This is a genomic window from Streptacidiphilus sp. P02-A3a, from assembly GCF_014084105.1.
In the GTDB taxonomy this organism is placed as follows: Bacteria; Actinomycetota; Actinomycetes; order Streptomycetales; family Streptomycetaceae; genus Streptacidiphilus.
Window position 1 is genome coordinate 8168629 of record NZ_CP048289.1, and the last position, 15872, is coordinate 8184500.

14 protein-coding genes are annotated in these 15872 nt (G+C 73.8%); 8 read left to right on the forward strand and 6 right to left on the reverse strand.

The genetic code is table 11. The features are described 5' to 3' along the window. The first annotated feature begins 89 nt into the window (after window positions 1-89). Complete coding sequence (locus GXP74_RS34385; RefSeq protein ID WP_182455153.1) at window positions 90-665, forward strand: CGNR zinc finger domain-containing protein; 576 nt, start codon at window positions 90-92, stop codon at window positions 663-665. Between the two features lie 19 nt (window positions 666-684). Here the strand turns inward: GXP74_RS34385 and sodX are convergent, their stop codons facing one another. Then, window positions 685-1143 (reverse strand): nickel-type superoxide dismutase maturation protease, encoded by a 459-nt coding sequence (gene sodX / locus GXP74_RS34390; protein WP_182455154.1) that lies wholly within the window; start codon window positions 1141-1143, stop codon window positions 685-687. Between the two features lie 175 nt (window positions 1144-1318). Between sodX and sodN the strand changes: the two genes are divergently transcribed. After that, window positions 1319-1714 (forward strand): superoxide dismutase, Ni, encoded by a 396-nt coding sequence (gene sodN, locus GXP74_RS34395; RefSeq protein WP_182455155.1) that lies wholly within the window; start codon window positions 1319-1321, stop codon window positions 1712-1714. A 100-nt stretch (window positions 1715-1814) separates the two neighbouring features. On the opposite strand, the gene GXP74_RS34400 is transcribed toward sodN, so the two are convergent. Next, window positions 1815-3413 (reverse strand): Na+/H+ antiporter, encoded by a 1599-nt coding sequence (locus tag GXP74_RS34400; RefSeq protein ID WP_182455156.1) that lies wholly within the window; start codon window positions 3411-3413, stop codon window positions 1815-1817. A gap of 70 nt (window positions 3414-3483) precedes the next feature. Between GXP74_RS34400 and GXP74_RS34405 the strand changes: the two genes are divergently transcribed. The 4 genes from GXP74_RS34405 (at window position 3484) to GXP74_RS34420 (ending at window position 6174) form a co-directional block, all read left to right on the forward strand. Then, entirely contained in the window at window positions 3484-3753 is a 270-nt protein-coding gene (locus GXP74_RS34405; RefSeq protein ID WP_225448394.1) for a UBP-type zinc finger domain-containing protein, read from the forward strand. Between the two features lie 45 nt (window positions 3754-3798). After that, entirely contained in the window at window positions 3799-4275 is a 477-nt protein-coding gene (locus tag GXP74_RS34410; protein WP_182455158.1) for a GNAT family N-acetyltransferase, read from the forward strand. Between the two features lie 243 nt (window positions 4276-4518). Next, complete coding sequence (locus GXP74_RS34415) at window positions 4519-4932, forward strand: anti-sigma regulatory factor (protein WP_182456837.1); 414 nt, start codon at window positions 4519-4521, stop codon at window positions 4930-4932. A 198-nt stretch (window positions 4933-5130) separates the two neighbouring features. Further along, a complete protein-coding gene (locus GXP74_RS34420) occupies window positions 5131-6174 on the forward strand; it encodes an RNA polymerase sigma factor SigF (protein WP_225448395.1) in 1044 nt (347 codons plus the stop codon). Window positions 6175-6202: 28 nt separating this feature from the next. Here the strand turns inward: GXP74_RS34420 and GXP74_RS34425 are convergent, their stop codons facing one another. Further along, window positions 6203-6655, reverse strand: coding sequence for a hypothetical protein (locus GXP74_RS34425; RefSeq protein WP_182455159.1), 453 nt, complete (start codon window positions 6653-6655; stop codon window positions 6203-6205). A gap of 103 nt (window positions 6656-6758) precedes the next feature. Between GXP74_RS34425 and GXP74_RS34430 the strand changes: the two genes are divergently transcribed. Together GXP74_RS34430 and GXP74_RS34435 are read left to right on the forward strand one after the other, a co-directional pair. Beyond that, window positions 6759-7706, forward strand: a complete 948-nt coding sequence (locus GXP74_RS34430) for a diacylglycerol kinase family protein (RefSeq protein WP_182455160.1) — start codon at window positions 6759-6761, stop codon at window positions 7704-7706. Between the two features lie 334 nt (window positions 7707-8040). Continuing rightward, window positions 8041-8292, forward strand: a complete 252-nt coding sequence (locus GXP74_RS34435) for a WhiB family transcriptional regulator (RefSeq protein ID WP_030257455.1) — start codon at window positions 8041-8043, stop codon at window positions 8290-8292. Between the two features lie 376 nt (window positions 8293-8668). Here GXP74_RS34435 and GXP74_RS34440 read toward each other — a convergent pair whose 3' ends face one another. From GXP74_RS34440 to GXP74_RS34450, 3 genes are all read right to left on the reverse strand, one after another. After that, window positions 8669-12631, reverse strand: a complete 3963-nt coding sequence (locus GXP74_RS34440; RefSeq protein ID WP_370468501.1) for a Pls/PosA family non-ribosomal peptide synthetase — start codon at window positions 12629-12631, stop codon at window positions 8669-8671. Window positions 12632-12826: 195 nt separating this feature from the next. Then, a complete protein-coding gene (locus GXP74_RS34445; protein ID WP_182455161.1) occupies window positions 12827-14317 on the reverse strand; it encodes a sensor histidine kinase in 1491 nt (496 codons plus the stop codon). Window positions 14318-14696: 379 nt separating this feature from the next. After that, a complete protein-coding gene (locus tag GXP74_RS34450; RefSeq protein ID WP_182455162.1) occupies window positions 14697-15788 on the reverse strand; it encodes an SIS domain-containing protein in 1092 nt (363 codons plus the stop codon). Window positions 15789-15872 lie beyond the last annotated feature (84 nt).

A 15872-nucleotide genomic window follows, 5' to 3' on the forward strand; every position in this document is an offset into this window, starting at 1 on the left:
GCCCGCGCGGAAACCACCGCGTCATAGGCTTGTGCCAGAGTGGCCGTTACCACGGCCACCACCCGGCAGTCATCGAGGATCAGGAACCCATGGAACTCGCCTCCTACGCGGAGATGGCCGTGCGCCTGGTGAACACCGAGGAGCCGGCCCGGCAGCGGGACGGGCTGACCACCGTCGAGGCGGTCCGGGCCCTGTTCAGCCGGGGCAGCCGGGGGATGCGGCTGGCCGACGAGTCCGACCTGCCGCGGCTGCGCTCGGTCCGGGTGCGACTGCGGGCCGTGTTCGAGTCCGCCGCCGAGGGCGACGAGAGCCGCGCGGTGAACCTGCTCAACGAACTGCTCACCGAGTACCCGATCAGCCCGATCGTCTCCGGCCACGGCCTGCTGGACCCGGACGGCCGCACCCACTGGCACCTGCACCTGGCCGAGAACTCCAGCACCGCGACCGCGCTGTACGCGGCGCTGGCGGGGATGGGACTGGCGGTGCACCTGACCGAGCACGGGGTGGACCGGCTCGGTATCTGCCAGGCCGCGCCCTGCCGCAACGCCTACCTGGACACCTCCACCAACCGGTCCCGCCGCTACTGCTCGGACCGCTGCGCCACCCGCGCCAACGTGGCCGCCTACCGGGCCCGCAAGCGCGAGGCCGCGGCCGAGCAGGCGTAGCCCGGACGTCAGCCGGACGTCAGCCGGGCGGCGGGAGCGCGCCCAGCCGCCGGGCGACCGCGTACGGCGCGCGCCGCAGCAGCGGCGACCACCAGCGGGCCGGGGCCAGCCAGGCGGGCCTCGGGCGCAGTCGGCACAGCACCCGGCCGAGCACCAACTCGTCCGGCACCACGCCGAAGTCCCGGCTGTCGCCCTCCACCAGGCTGTTGTCGGAGAGCAACCACCAGCCGTCGCCCCGCCGTTCGGCCGCCCGCTTGACCAGCAGCAGCTCCTGCCGCAGCGGGTGCCGGGCGACCACGATCGCCCCGGGCCGCAGCACCGCGCCGTAGCGGCAGAGCAGCCTGTCGCCGTGGCTCAGCGTGGGCGCCATCGAGGGACCGTCAACATCGAGCAGCCCGTACACCCCTGGCGACCGGCCGCCCTCCGGCGGTTCCTGCGGCAGGGCTCCCGGGGCAGGGTCGTTCGTGTGTTCCGCCATGCCGTTCACCCTCGCCTGCCTCCACGCGCCTGTCCGTCGGTTCCATCTTCGCCGACCGAGGGCCGAAGTCCACGGTTCCTAAGGCTTTTGCCCTAGGACCACGGGCCGGACAGGATCAGGAGCCGGAACGGGGGTAATCTCGTCCCGGGAAGACGATCACAGGAAAGGGACTCTCATGTTCTCTCGGCTGTTTGCTCCGCGGGTCACTGTTCACGCCCACTGCGACCTGCCGTGCGGCGTCTACGACCCGGCCCAGGCCCGGATCGAGGCGGAGTCGGTGAAGGCCACCCAGGAGAAGTACCAGGCCAACGACGACCCGCACTTCCGCGCTCGCGCCACCGTCATCAAGGAGGAGCGCGCCGAGCTCGCCAAGCACCACGTCTCGGTGCTCTGGTCGGACTACTTCAAGGCCCCTCACTTCGAGACCTACCCCCAGCTCCACCAGCTGGTCAACGACACCCTGAAGGCGCTCAGCGCCGCCAAGGCGTCGACCGACCCGGCGACCGGCCAGAAGGCGCTGGACCTCATCGCCGAGATCGACCGGATCTTCTGGGAGACCAAGAAGGCCTGACCTTCTCCGGTTCCTCTCCGGCACCGAGCGCGCCCGGTCGGCGGCCCCTCCAGGGGCGGTCCGGTCCGGGCGCGATCGTTTTCCCGGGCAGCGGCCGGTCTCACTCCTCCTCGTACTCGACCAGTGCCTCCTCGAAGTCGAGCCGCCGGATCAGGGTGCGCAGCAGGTCGTCGTCGATCCGGTCGGCGTCCCGCAGCCGGACGAAGACGCCGCGCTCGGCGGCGATGGTCTCCTTGCCCAGGCGGCGGTAGACGGCGTCGGCCGACTCGCCGCTGCCCTCGTGCACGTCCGCGCCCAGCCGCTCCCAGACGGCGTTCCGGCGGCGGTCGAGCACCCGGCGCAGCCGCTCCTCCAGCGGCTCGGGCAGCCGGTTGCGCGGGTCGGCGAGCAGCTCGTCCAGCCGGGCCAGCGCCGCGCCGGACGCCTCGTGCTGGGCCTGGGCCTCGACCAGCACCTCCTGCCGCGGGTCGGCCCTCGCCAGCGGCAGCGCGCGGACCAGGGCGGGCAGGGTCAGCCCCTGCAGCAGCAGGGTGCCGATCACCACCACGAAGGTCAGGTAGAGGATCAGGTCACGGTCCGGGAAGGCGCCGCCGTCCTCGGTGGCGTGCGGGACCGAGAAGGCGACCGCGAGCGAGACCACGCCGCGCATCCCGGCCCAGGCCACCACCAGCGGCCTGGTCCAGGGCGGACGGCCCTCGCGGTCCCTGACCCGGGCGCTGAGCATCGACGGCAGGTAGGTCGCGGGCCAGCACCAGAGGAAGCGCACCACGATCACCGAGGCCAGCGTCAGCGCCGCCCAGAGCACCAGGTCGACGGTCGAGTAGTGGCCAAGCGCCCGCAGCACCACCGGGAGTTGCAGCCCGATCAGGCCGAAGACGGCCGACTCCAGGATGAACGCGACCATCTTCCAGACGGCGTTCTCCTGGAGCCGCAGCGCGAAGTCCACGACGTGGGCGTGGTGGCCCAGGTAGAGGCCGACGACCACCACCGCGATCACCCCGGAGGCCTCGAACGCCTCCGCCGCCGCGTAGGCGGCGAACGGCACCAGCAGCGAGAAGGTGTTCAGCAGCAGCGGGTCGCGGATCCGGCACCGGGCCCACTGCAGCGGCACCATCAGCGCCAGCCCGACGGCCACCCCGCCGAGCGCGGCCAGCGCGAACTCGCCGAGCGCGGAGCCCCAGGAGAAGCCCGCGCCGACGGCGGCGGCCACGGCCACCCGGTAGGCGGTGATCGCGGTCGCGTCGTTGGCCAGGCTCTCCCCCTGCAGGATGGTGACCAGCCTGGACGGCAGCCCCACCCGGCGGGCGATGGCGGTGGCGGCGACCGCGTCCGGCGGGGCCACGATCGCGCCGAGGACGAAGGCCGCGGGCACGGTCAGGCTGGGGATCACCGCGTAGGCGATCAGCCCCACCGCGAAGGTGCTGAACAGTACGTAACCGAAGGACAGCAGCGCGACCGAGCGGACGTTGGCCCGAAGTCCACGGTAGGAGCTGTCCAGCGCGGAGGTGTAGAGCAGCGGCGGCAGCACCAGCGGCAGCACCAGCTCCGGTTCCAGCGTGTAGTCGGGGATTCCGGGCAGGTAGGACGCCGCCAGCCCGGCCGCGACCAGCAGCAGCGGTGCGGAGAAGCCGGTCCGCCGGGCCACGCCGGCGACGGCGGCGCTGCCCGCGACGAGGACCAGCACGGCACTGGTGGACATGGGCTCACCGAAGCACAGCGGCGCTCGGCACGCCGGGCGGCGCGCGGAACGGGCGCGTACGCTGGCTGACATGCCCGGACCCGCTGGCTGCTCGCACACCGCCGACCTGCCCTCCCCGGAACCCGCGCCGCTGAGCGCGACCTGCCAACGCTGCCTGGAACTCGGGCAGCGGCCGGTCCAGCTGCGGATGTGCCTCAGCTGCGGCCTGGTGGCCTGCTGCGACTCCTCGCCGGGGCGGCACGCCACCGCGCACTCGGAGGAGTCCGGGCACCCGGTGATCCGGACCGTCGAACCGGGCGAGGACTGGCGCTGGTGCTATCCCCACCAGCGGCTGGTCTGAGCCGGACCGCCCCGGACCGTCGGCGCCGCCCCGTAGGCTGGGGCCATGATTCGACCCGCCACCCCCGAGGACGTCCCCGCCATCCACGCCATGGTCCGCGAGCTCGCCGAGTACGAGCGCGCGCTGGAGGACGCCAGGGCGAGCGAGGAGCAACTGCACGCCGCCCTCTTCGGCCCGCATCCGGCCGCGTTCGCACACATCGCCGAGGATGACACGTCCGGGTCGGTCGTCGGGTTCGCCCTGTGGTTCCTCAACTTCTCCACCTGGAAGGGCGTTCACGGCCTCTACCTGGAGGACCTCTACGTGCGCCCGCAGGCACGCGGCGGCGGCCACGGCAAGGCGCTGCTGACGGAGCTGGCCCGGATCTGCGTCCAGCGCGGATACGGCCGACTGGAGTGGTCGGTGCTCGACTGGAACGAGCCCTCGATCGGGTTCTACAAGGCGCTGGGGGCGGTTCCCATGGACGAGTGGACGGTGTTCCGGCTCACCGGTGAACCACTGGCCGTCCTCGGTGCCAACTGAGGGCCGGTTCACGCCAGTTCGGAGCAGCGGAAAGTTTCGGCCACCCCCCGGCGCCACGCTCCGTGCCCGGGGTTCTACCATGAGTGACCGGCCGTGGACAGCCTGTCCGCGGCCTCGCCGGGAGCGGCGACATCGCGGCGCGGATCGCGGTAGCGTCACCCGGGCATACAGCAGAGCACAGCACTGTGAGACCCGCGGCGGAGGCGACGCCCCGCGGCGGAGCAACACCATTCGGAGGTGAGGGTGTCCCAGAACGACGGCGAGCCCGACGCGAAGGACTTCGTCGAAGTCCGGCTGCCAGCGGCGGGGGCCTACCTCTCGGTCCTGCGTACCGCGACCGCAGGACTCGCGGCGAGACTCGACTTCACCCTGGACGAGATCGAGGACCTGCGGATCGCGGTCGACGAGGCCTGCGCGATCCTGTTGCAGCAGGCGGTCTCCGGCAGCGTGCTGGTCTGCGTGTTCCGCCTGGTGGGCGACTCGCTGCGGGTGACCGTGTCGGCCCCGACCACCGACGGGCGCGCCCCGGAGCGTGACACCTTCGCCTGGACGGTGCTCTCGGCGCTGGCCGGAGAGGTGGAGGCGACGGTCGGGCCGGACAAGACGGTCAGCATCAGCCTGCACAAGAAGCGCGGCGCGGGTCCCGGCCAGCCGTGAGGAATCCGCATGTGAGGAACACCGCCGCGTGTCCGACGCGTTCCGCGGTCAGGCACCGGTAGAAATCAAGACTGATCCCGGAACGGAACGGAGCGGGGGATCGCCGTGAGTGATCTTGAGCGCGCGAGCGGTACGGGGCTGCAGGCCGCCGGACCGGGGTTCGGCACGGGCAGACCCGTCCTGCCAGGCCAGGTGGGCATGTCGTCATCCCCGGAGTCCGTGCACGCCGGGGCCGAGCAGGCGGAGGACAGGGTGTTCGCAGACGATCCCGACCGTCCCGACGAGGCGGCGTCGGCGGTGGTCGGCGAGACCGACGGCCTCGACAAGGCGGAGGCCGACGCGGGGGCGGACGGCCTCGTCGCCGACACGGAGGCCGGGCCGGCGGTCGGCGGCGAGGCGGGGCCCGCGGCGGACGCCGAGCACTCCGCCGCCGCGGAGCCGCACGTCTGGGGCGGCGGCCGTCCGGTCGGCACACCGCGCCACGGCGCCCCCGACCGGGAGGCGGCGCGCGCCCTGTTCGTCCAGCTCGCGGCGCTGCCCCGGGAGTCCCCGGAGCGGGTCGAGCTGCGCAACCAGCTGGTGCGGATGCACATCCCGCTGGTCGAGCACCTGGCCCGGCGCTTCCGCAACCGGGGCGAGCCGCTGGACGACCTCACCCAGGTCGCCACCATCGGTCTGATCAAGTCCGTGGACCGGTTCGACGTGGACCGGGGGGTGGAGTTCTCCACCTACGCCACGCCCACCATCGTCGGTGAGATCAAGCGGCACTTCCGGGACAAGGGCTGGGCGGTGCGGGTGCCGCGGCGGCTCCAGGAGCTCCGGCTGGCGCTGACCACGGCCACCGGCGAGCTGTCCCAGCAGCACGGCCGCTCCCCCACGGTGCACGAGCTGGCCGAGCGCCTGGGCATCTCCGAGGAGGAGGTGCTGGAGGGCCTGGAGTCCGCCAACGCGTACAGCACGCTCTCGCTGGACGTCCCCGACACCGACGACGAGTCGCCGGCCGTCGCCGACACCCTGGGCGCGGAGGACGACGCGCTGGAGGGGGTGGAGTACCGCGAGTCGCTCAAGCCGCTGCTGGCCCAGCTGCCGCAGCGGGAGCAGCGGATCCTGGTGCTGCGGTTCTTCCGCAACATGACCCAGTCGCAGATCGCCGCCGAGGTGGGCATCTCGCAGATGCACGTCTCCCGGCTGCTGGCGCGTACGCTGGCGCAGCTGCGGGACCGGCTGCTGATCGAGGAGTGACCGGGCGGGAGGCGGCCCGGCGCCGGGGTCAGTCCCGGGCGCCGGGCTGCTTGCCGCCCTCGGGCCACAGCGCCGCCGTGGTCTTCGGGTGCAGCAGCAGCACGATCCCGGTGACCCCGAACACCGCCGCCAGCATCCCCAGCGGGACGTCCGCGCCGGTGCCGCGCAGCGCGACGTAGGCGACGGCCAGGCAGAGCGTGTCCATCAGCACCGCCGGGCTCCGGCCCCAGCGCTTGAGCTGGAACAGCGCCCGCCCGGCGAACAGCGGCAGCAGCCCCATCAGCACCACGATCGCGCCGCCGAAGGCGGTGCTGCCGAGGTCGGAGTGGGTGGTCGAGGTCACCGCGGTGACCACCAGGTACACCCCGTACAGCGAGATCGCCGCGCCCAGCAGCACGGCCATGGCGGCCCCGGCCGTCAGCGTCCGGGGGCGGGCGGCACGGGTCCCGGGGGTCAGCGGCGGGGCGGATTCAGCAGTCACCGGTCCAGGCTAGCCGCATCCGCGCGGACCGCTCCGGCGACCCACCTCCCGGCACCGGTCGGCCCGAAAAAGCAGCAAGCCTGCCGGTAGGTAAGCTGAACCCATGCGTGCCCTCCTGGTCTTCAATCCGAAGGCCACCACCACCAGTGGACGGACCAGGGACGTGCTCGCCCACGCGCTGGCCAGCGACCTGAAGTTGGACGTCGTCGGCACCGGCTACCGGGGCCACGCGCGCGATCTGGCCCGGGAGGCGACCGCCTCCGGCAACGTCGACCTGGTGGTCGCGCTCGGCGGCGACGGCACCGTCAACGAGGTCGTCAACGGACTGCTCGCGGAGGGCCCGGCCGAGGACCTGCCCCGGCTGGCCGTGGTCCCCGGCGGCAGCACCAATGTCTTCGCCCGGGCGCTGGGCCTGCCGAACGATCCGGTGGAGGCGACCAGCGTGCTGCTGGACGCGCTCGCGGCCGGACGCGAGCGGACGATCGGGCTCGGTGTGGCGAGCAGCGAGGGCCTGCCGGACCGCTGGTTCACCTTCACCGCGGGCTTCGGCTTCGACGCCGGTGTGGTCGGCCGGGTGGAGCAGCACCGCCGCAGCGGTCGCCGGTCGACCCACACCCTGTACGTCAACCAGGCGGTGCGTCACTACTTCGGGGTGAAGGAGCACCGCAAGGCGGGGCCGATCACGCTGAGTGTCCCGGGTGCGGATCCTGTGGACGGACTGGTCGTGTCCATAGTGTCGAACACCTCTCCGTGGACCTTCCTCGGCAACCGCCCGGTCTACGCCTCGCCCGACGCCACCTTCGACACGAGCCTGGACATCTTCGGGCTGACCCGGATGTCACTCGTTCAGACGCTGCGCACGATCCCGCAGCTGCTGGACGCCTCCGGGGCGGGCCCGCATGGCAAACACGTGGTCGCTTATCACGACCTCGGCGAATTCACCTTGCATTCGCAGGAACCGCTGCCATTTCAGGTCGATGGAGACCATCTTGGAGAGCGGAACCAAGTCAGGTTCTCAGGCGTAGGCCGCGCACTGCGTGTGATTGTGTGACTGGAAGGGGTCAATCTCCTTCTTCTCGAACGCACACCCCCCTTCACTCCATAGAAGTACAGGGTGTGACCTAGCCGACACCAAGGAATCAAAATTTACTTCCCGAAGGGGGTTGTATCCGGGGTCGAGGTTTGCGAACCTTTACCTGGCGATCGGGACAGTCCGTCACCGGACACCCGCCCAAGTCGCCCGAACCCACCCGCAACGCTGCGAGCACCCTTGTGTCGACTCATCTGTCGGCCCTGCGTCCGCCCCTGGATTCGTGAAAGCGTTCACATTCACAAGCAACCAGTGTCTGTGGGATGAACCCGCAGGCAGGAGGAGTTGGATCACCATGGACTGGCGCCACCGCGCTGTCTGCCGGGAAGAGGACCCCGAGCTGTTCTTCCCCATTGGCAACACGGGGCCGGCCCTGCTGCAGATCGAGGAAGCGAAGGCCGTGTGCCGTCGCTGTCCCGTGATGGAAAGCTGCCTGCAGTGGGCCCTGGAGACCGGGCAGGACGCCGGTGTCTGGGGCGGTATGAGCGAGGACGAGCGCCGCGCGATGAAGCGCAGGGCCGCCCGCAACCGTGCCCGCACGGCCTGACACACACTCAAGCACCACCGGGGGTCCGGGGGTTGTGCCTGTAACGGGCATCACACCCCCGGAACGGCAGGACCGCAGGACCACCCGCGGCACCTCGCCGTACAGCTGATCAGCCCTTGATCGAGTACACCGGGCACCGAACACGACGGTGTATTTTCCGAGGCAACGCACGCTCCACTTGGTGCTCCACGGGCCCGACAGTTTGATACCGTCGGATCCGAGGGCAACCGCTCGTGCGATGCACGCGGGCACCGCCCGCACCCAGAGCCCCTGCTCCGGCCGACTCCCCCCGACGGCCGGAGCAGGTCTGAGAGGCCCTGCCGACCCTCCCCCCCGGTCGGCAGGGCCTCGCTTCATTTCCCGGCCCCGCCTCCCGTCAGCGGGGCTCCGGCCAGGCCGCCACCGGGTTGCCCAGCCAGCGGCCCCGCGGCGGCACCGACTCGCCGCGCATCACCAGCGAGGACGGCCCCACCACCGCCGCCTCCCCCAGCTCCGAGCCGAGCAGCACGATCGAGTGCGGCCCCACGGTCGCCCCGGCGCCCACGGTGATCCGGTCCATCCGCAGCAGCCGGTCGTGGAACAGGTGGGTCTGCACCACCACCCCCCGGTTGACGCTGGCCCCCTCCCCCAGCCGGACCAGGTCCAGCTCCGGCAGCCAGTGGGTCTCGCACCACACCCCGCGGCCGATCCGCGCGCCCAGGCTGCGCAGCCAGAGGTTGAGGAACGGCGTGCCGACCAGTCCCGCACCGAGCCAGGGCATGGCCAGCTCCTCGACCCAGGCGTCGAACAGCTCGTTGCGCCAGACGAAGGAACTCCACAGCGGGCGCCGACCGACCCGGTAGCGGCCGAGCAGCAGCCATTTGGCGGCAGTGGTCAGCAGGCAGGCGGTCACCCCGCAACCGAGCAGCAGCCCGCCCGCGCCCAGCACGCACCACAGCGCTCCGGAGCGGTCCAGCAGCCGCTGCGCCCCGGCCACCGCCAGGTCCCCCAGCAGCACGCTCAGCAGCACCGGCAGCAGCCGGCACAGCTCGACCGCGGCCCGGGCCCGGACCAGCCGCCGGGGCGGGTCGTAGCTGCGCGCGGCGTCCACCTGCTCCGGGATCCGCCGCACCGGGAAGCCGGGACGGCCGAGCCAGGAGCCGCCGCGCCCGTCGGCGGCTCCGCCGCGCTCCGTCGGCGGGGCGTCCGAGAGCACGCCGACCAGGGAGTCCGCGGGCAGCGAGCGGCCGGGGCCGACGATGCCGGAGTTGCCGACGAAGGAGCGGCGGCCGACCCGCGCCCGGCCGAGCCGCAGCCAGCCGCCGCGCACCTCGTACGGCGCCAGCAGGGTGTCGTCCGCCAGGAAGGCGTAGTCGTCCACCCGCATCAGCCCGGGCAGCCCGAGCACGGTGGACGCCTCGACCCGGCGGCCGACCCGGGCCCCGAGCAGCCGCAGCCACGCGGGCGTCAACAGCCCGGCGTACAGCGGGAACAGCACGGTCCTGGCGGCCGACATCAGGTTGAGCACGGCCCAGGCGCACCAGGCGGCGCGGCCGGTCGCCGGGTGCAGCCCGGGGGTGACCGCCCGCGAGAGCAGCCGCACCAGACCCGCCGTCAGCAGCGCGTACAGCAGCAGCGTCAGCAGCGTCAGCGGCGCCGAGGCGGCCAACAGCCGGGCCACCACCACCCCGTAGCGGCGCTGCCCGTCGGCGAGCCGGTAGAGCACCAGCAGCGCGGGCAGCGCGGCCAGCAGCGGCAGCCCGCCGAGCAGCGGCAGGGACAGCGCGTAGGCGGCCGTCCAGGCCCGGGAGCGGACGTGCCGGGGGGCCGGCCAGGGGTCGGCCGCCGGGGCCGGGTCGGGGCGGGCCGGGGAGCCGTGCCAGCGCTGCCCGGCGGGCACCCGGCCGGTGACGCAGCTGCCGGGCGCGACGTCCGCGCCCGCGCCGACGTCCGCGCCCGGCATCAGCACGGCGCGGGTGCCGACCCGCGCGCCGGGCCCGACCCGGACCGCGCCGAGCCGCAGCAGGTCGCCGTCCAGCCACCACCCGGCGGCGTCCACCTCGGGCTCCAGCGAGCAGCCCGCGCCGAACTCGGCCAGGCCGGTGACCGGGGGCATGGCGTGCAGGTGGACGTCCGGGCCGACGGTGCAGCCGAGCATCCGGGCGTAGCGCGCGGCGAGCGGGGTGCCGAGCACGGCGGCGCCGCTGAACGCGGCGGCCAGCCGTTCGGCGGTCCACAGCCGCAGATGGGTGACCCCGCCGCGTGGGTGGGTGCCCGGGCGCAGCCCGAGGGTGAGCAGCCTGGCCCCGCCCGCGCCGATGGCGGCCCGGCCGAACGGGCTGGCCAGCACCAGCCAGCCGACCGCGAGCAGCCACCACGGGCTGGGCCTGGTCCACGGCAGCGGTCCGACCAGGTTGTCCGCGACCGCCAGCGCGAGCAGCCAGCGCAGTCCGCGCAGCAGTTGCAGCACCGCCAGCACCGCCGCCTGGTAGGCCCCGGCCCGGCGGGGCACCGGGCGCACCCGGCGCGGCCGCCCGGCCGCGGGCTCGGGGTCGGTCCGGTCGGTGCGACGGGGCCGGGAGCGGTCGAGGTGGAGCGCCAGGTCGCCGAGCCGGGGCCGGTGGTAGAGGTCGGCGACGGACACCCCGGGGTGGCGTTCGCGCAGCAGCGAGACCAGTTGGGCGGCGGCCAGGCTGGTGCCGCCGAGGGCGAAGAAGTCGCTGTCCTCGGCGACCGGGACGCCCAGCAGCTCCCGCCAGCGCTCGGCCAGCCAGGCGGCGGTGCCGCGCGGCTCGGCTCCGGGCGCGGCGGTGTCGGCTCCGGGCAGCGGCCAGGGCAGCGCCTGGCGGTCGACCTTGCCCGAGGTCCGGGTGGGCAGCGCGGGCAGCGCCGCGAGCACCGGGACCAGCGCGGCCGGCAGCCGCTCGGCCAGCCGGGCCCGGAGCGCCGCCAGCGCGGCCGGTCCACTGGCCGCCGCCGGGTCCAGCACCAGGTAGCCGACCAGCAGCCGGCCCCCGGCCGGGGCGGTGCGCACCGCGGCGGCGGCCGAGCGGACGCCGGGCAGGGCGGCCAGGGCGGCGTCGATCTCGCCGAGCTCGACCCGCCGTCCGCCGAGCTTGACCTGCTCGTCGGCGCGGCCGAGGTAGACCAGCCCCTCCGGGTCGGCCAGGACCAGGTCGCCGCTGCGGTAGCTGCGGGCGCCGGGCAGCGCCGGATGGCGGCGGAACTTCTCGGCGTCCTTGGCCGGGTCAAGGTAGCGGGCCGCGCCCACGCCCCCGATCACCAGTTCGCCCACCTCGCCCCAGGCGACGGGTTCGCCGTCGGGGCCGACCACGGCCAGCTCCCAGCCGTCCAGCGGGCGGCCGATGCGTACCGGCTGTCCGGCCCGAAGCGGCGCGCCGCAGGCGACGACGGTGGTCTCGGTCGGGCCGTAGGTGTTCCAGAACTCCCGCCCGGGCACGTCCAGCCGGTCCACCAGCTCGGCCGGGCAGGCCTCGCCGCCGACGATCAGCAGCCGGACCCGGTCCAGCGCCCCGGGCGGCCACAGCGCCGCCAGCGTCGGCACCGTGGAGACGGCGGTGATGCCCCGCTCCACCAGCCAGGGCCCCAGGTCGGCTCCGGACTTCACCAGCGAGCGCGGCGCCGGGACCAGGCAGCCGCCGTTGCGCCAGGCCAGCCACATCTCCTCGCAGGAGGCGTCGAAGGCCACCGAGAGGCCCGCCAGCACCCGGTCGCCGGGGCCGAGCGGGGCGTCCCGCAGGAACAGCCCGGCCTCGGCGTCGACGAAGGCCGCCGCCGAGCGGTGGCTGACGGCGACCCCCTTGGGGCGGCCGGTGGTACCGGAGGTGAAGATCACCCAGGCGTCGTCGGCGGGGACCGGCGGCCGGGAGCGGCCCCCGGCCGGGGCCGGACCGGGCAGGCAGCCGCCGTCGGGGCCGAGCACCGCGCAGACCCCGGCGTCCGCCCAGATCGCCTCGGCCCGCTCGTCCGGGTCGTCCACGTCCACCGGGACGTAGGCGGCGCCGGAGCAGAGCACGCCGAGGACGGCCAGGTAGAGCCCGGCGGTGCCGGAGGGGATCCGGACGCCGACGCGGTCCCCGGGGCCGATGCCCCGGCCCGCGAGCGCGGCGGCCAGCGCCCCGGCCGCCGCGCGCAAGGCCCGGTAGTCGAGGACGCCCTGGTCCTCGGTGTCCAGGGCGGGGGCCAGCGGGTGGCGGCGGACGGCGGCGTCGAGGACGTCCACCAGGGTCCGCGCGGGGGCGGCGGGGCGGGAGGGCCACACCGCCCCGGCCGACCAGCCGGGGGCCTCCCGCCGGTCGGGCAGCGTCGCCGCCGCGCGGGTCAGGTTCTCAGGGTCCACGTGGGTGCTCTCGTCGGACGGGCTTCGGCCGGACGGGCGTCTGGCACCGGGTACACCGAGGGAGCACGGTCCGAAGTTGTGCGGCGACCGATGAGAAGTGGGTAAATCCTGAGATACGGTACTTTGTACGACTTGGTGCTGACGGAGCGTCACCCAACCCGGGGGCTTCGGTGACGGCCCGTCAGCGGGCCTCGGTCAGCGGGCCTCGGTGACCGGGACCTCCAGCAGCACCGTGGTCCCCGCGGACGCCCCGGCGACCATGTCGAAGCTGCCGCCGAGCTCGCCGACCACCAGGGTGCGGACGATCTGCAGCCCGAGGTTGCCCTGCCGCTGCGGGTCGAAGCCCTCCGGCAGCCCGCGGCCGTCGTCGGCCACGGTGATCGCCAGCAGCGTCTCGCCGGTCCCCGGCTCCCGGGTGCGCACCGCCGAGACCTCGACCGTGCCGCCCGCCTTGGGGCCGTAGGCGTGCTCCAGGGCGTTCTGCAGGATCTCGGTGAGCACCATCGCCAGGGGGGTGGCCACGTCCGCCGAGAGGATGCCGAAGCTGCCGCTGCGGCGGGCGGTCACCCGGCCGTCCTGGGACAGCTCCATCACCATGGTCAGCACCCGGTCGGCGATCTCGTCGAAGGCGACGTGCTCGTCCAGGTTCTGCGACAGCGTCTCGTGCACGATGGCGATCGAGCCGACCCGGCGCACCGCCTCGTCCAGCGCGTCCCTGGCCGCCTCCGAGTCCATCCGCCGGGACTGCAGCCGCAGCAGCGCGGCCACCGTCTGCAGGTTGTTCTTCACCCGGTGGTGGATCTCGCGGATGGTGGCGTCCTTGGTCATCAGCTCGCGCTCGCGCCGCCGCAGCTCGGTGACGTCGCGCAGCAGCACCAGCGAGCCGATGAGGACCCCCTTGGGCTTCAGCGGGATGGCCCGCAGCTGCACCACGCCCTCGGTGGACTCCACCTCGATCTGCCGCGGCGCCCAGCCGCTGGCGAGCTTGACCAGCGCCTCGTCGACCGGGCCCCGGGTCTGCGGCGGGGCCAGCTCGGCGGTGGCCCGGCCCAGGTGCAGCCCGACCAGGTCGGCGGCCAGGCCGAGCCGGTGGTAGGCGGAGAGCGCGTTGGGGCTGGCGTAGGTGACCACCCCGTCGGCGTCCAGCCGGATCAGGCCGTCCCCGGCGCGCGGCGAGGCGTCCATGTCGACCTGCTCGCCGGGGAACGGAAACGTTCCGGCGGCGATCATCTGGGCCAGGTCGGACGCGCTCTGCAGGTAGGTGAGCTCCAGCCGGCTCGGGGTGCGCACGGTCAGCAGGTTGGTGTTCCGGGCGATCACCCCGAGCACCCGGCCCTCGCGCCGGACCGGGATCGACTCCACCCGCACCGGCACGTCCTCGCGCCACTCCGGATCCCCCTCGCGGACGATCCGGCCCTCGTCCAGCGCCACGTCCAGCATCGGCCGACGGCCGCGCGGGACCAGGTGGCCGACCATGTCGTCCAGGTACGAGGTGGGGCCGGTGTTCGGCCGCATCTGCGCCAGCGAGACGTACCGGGTGCCGTCCCGGGTCGGCACCCACAGCACCAGGTCGGCGAAGGAGAGGTCGGAGAGCAGCTGCCACTCGGACACCAGGAGGTGGATCCACTCCACATCGGCGCTGTCCAGGGAGGTGTGGTGGCGCACCAGCTCGTTCAGGGAAGGCATCCTCCGACCCTATCCGGCCCACCGCCCGCGCCGCGCGCGCGGAACTTCTCCCCGGCTATGGTCTAGACAAGCTAATTGGTCTAGTCCACAATGGACTCAGCACCAAGGAGAGCGACCACCGCGCTATCTGCCCTGACCGCGCACGGTCCTCTCCGCTTGAAGAAGTCGGCCGCCACCGTCTTGCGCCCCGCGGGTCCGCACGCCCGCCGCGCAGTCAGACGCAGCCGCCGACTATGCCTCGGGCCGCGGTGCCGGACAGGTTGAGGGTCCTGTCCCGGCGCCACGGCCCTTGCGCTTTCAGGGTGCGACCTCTTCGCCTCCCCGCGAGAGGAACGAGGGCCCCCGCCGCGACTCCGCGACGGGGGCCCTCGCGCGTGCGTCAGTGGGTCTCGGTGACCTTCGCCAGCGCGCGCGGGGAGTCCGGGTCCTGGCCACGGGCGATGGTGACCTCGTAGGCCAGCAGTTGCAGCGGCAGGATCTCCAGGATCGGGGCCACCTCCTCGGCCACCCCGACGGGCAGCGCGAACCCGGCCGAGGCCGCGTCCACCTGCTCCTGCTGCCCGACCACGACCAGGTCCGCGCCGCGCCCGCGCAGCCGGTCGAGCACCGGCTGCAACGCCGCGCCGCCGCGCCCGGCCGGGACCACCGCGATCACCGGCGAGACGTTGTCCACCATGGCCAGCGGCCCGTGCAGCAGGTCGGCGCCGGAGAACGGGGTGGCCGGGATGTAGGTGGTCTCCATCAGCTTCAGCGCCGCCTCGCGGGCGGTCGGGTAGCCGTAGCCGCGCGAGGTGATCACCAGCCGCTGGGCGAAGCGGTACCGCTCGGCCAGGTGGCGCACCTCCTCGCCGCGGGCCAGCACCTCCCGGGCCAGCTCCGGCAGCGGCGCCGCCGCCGCGCCGTCCGCCCCGCGCAGCCCCTCGACGAACAGGTACAGCGCCAGCAGTTCGGCGGTGTAGGTCTTGGTCGCCGGGAGCGCCTTCTCCGGACCGGCCAGCACGTCGATGTGGAACTCGGAGACCTCCGCCAGCGGCGACCCCGGGTTGTTGGTCACCGCCAGGGTGATCGCCCCGGCCTCGCGGGCGGCCCGGGTGGAGGCGACCAGGTCGGGCGATCCGCCGGACTGGCTCACCGTGATCACCAGGCAGTCGGTCAGGTCGGGCTTGGCGCCGTACGCCGTGGTGGTGGACATCGAGGTGAGCCCGACCGGCTTGCCCAGCGTGATCTCGATCAGGTACTTGGCGTACAGCGCCGCGTTGTCGCTGGTCCCGCGCGCGGTCAGGAGCACGAAGCGGGGATTGCGGGCCGCGATCCGGGCGGCGGTCTCGCGGATACCGGCCGCGCCCTCGTCGAGGATGCGCTGCAGCACCACGGGCTGCTCGGCCATCTCCGCCGCCATCAGGCGGCCGGGGCGCGGGGCGGCCGAACCGGCGCCGGTACCGGACAGGGAGCTGGGACGGGTTGCGGACATGGGTGGTCCCTCCAGGGAATGCAGGTGCGCCCCGGACGCGGGCGCAGCGCTGCGCCCTCCGGGGTCGGGTCCTCGTCGGCGACC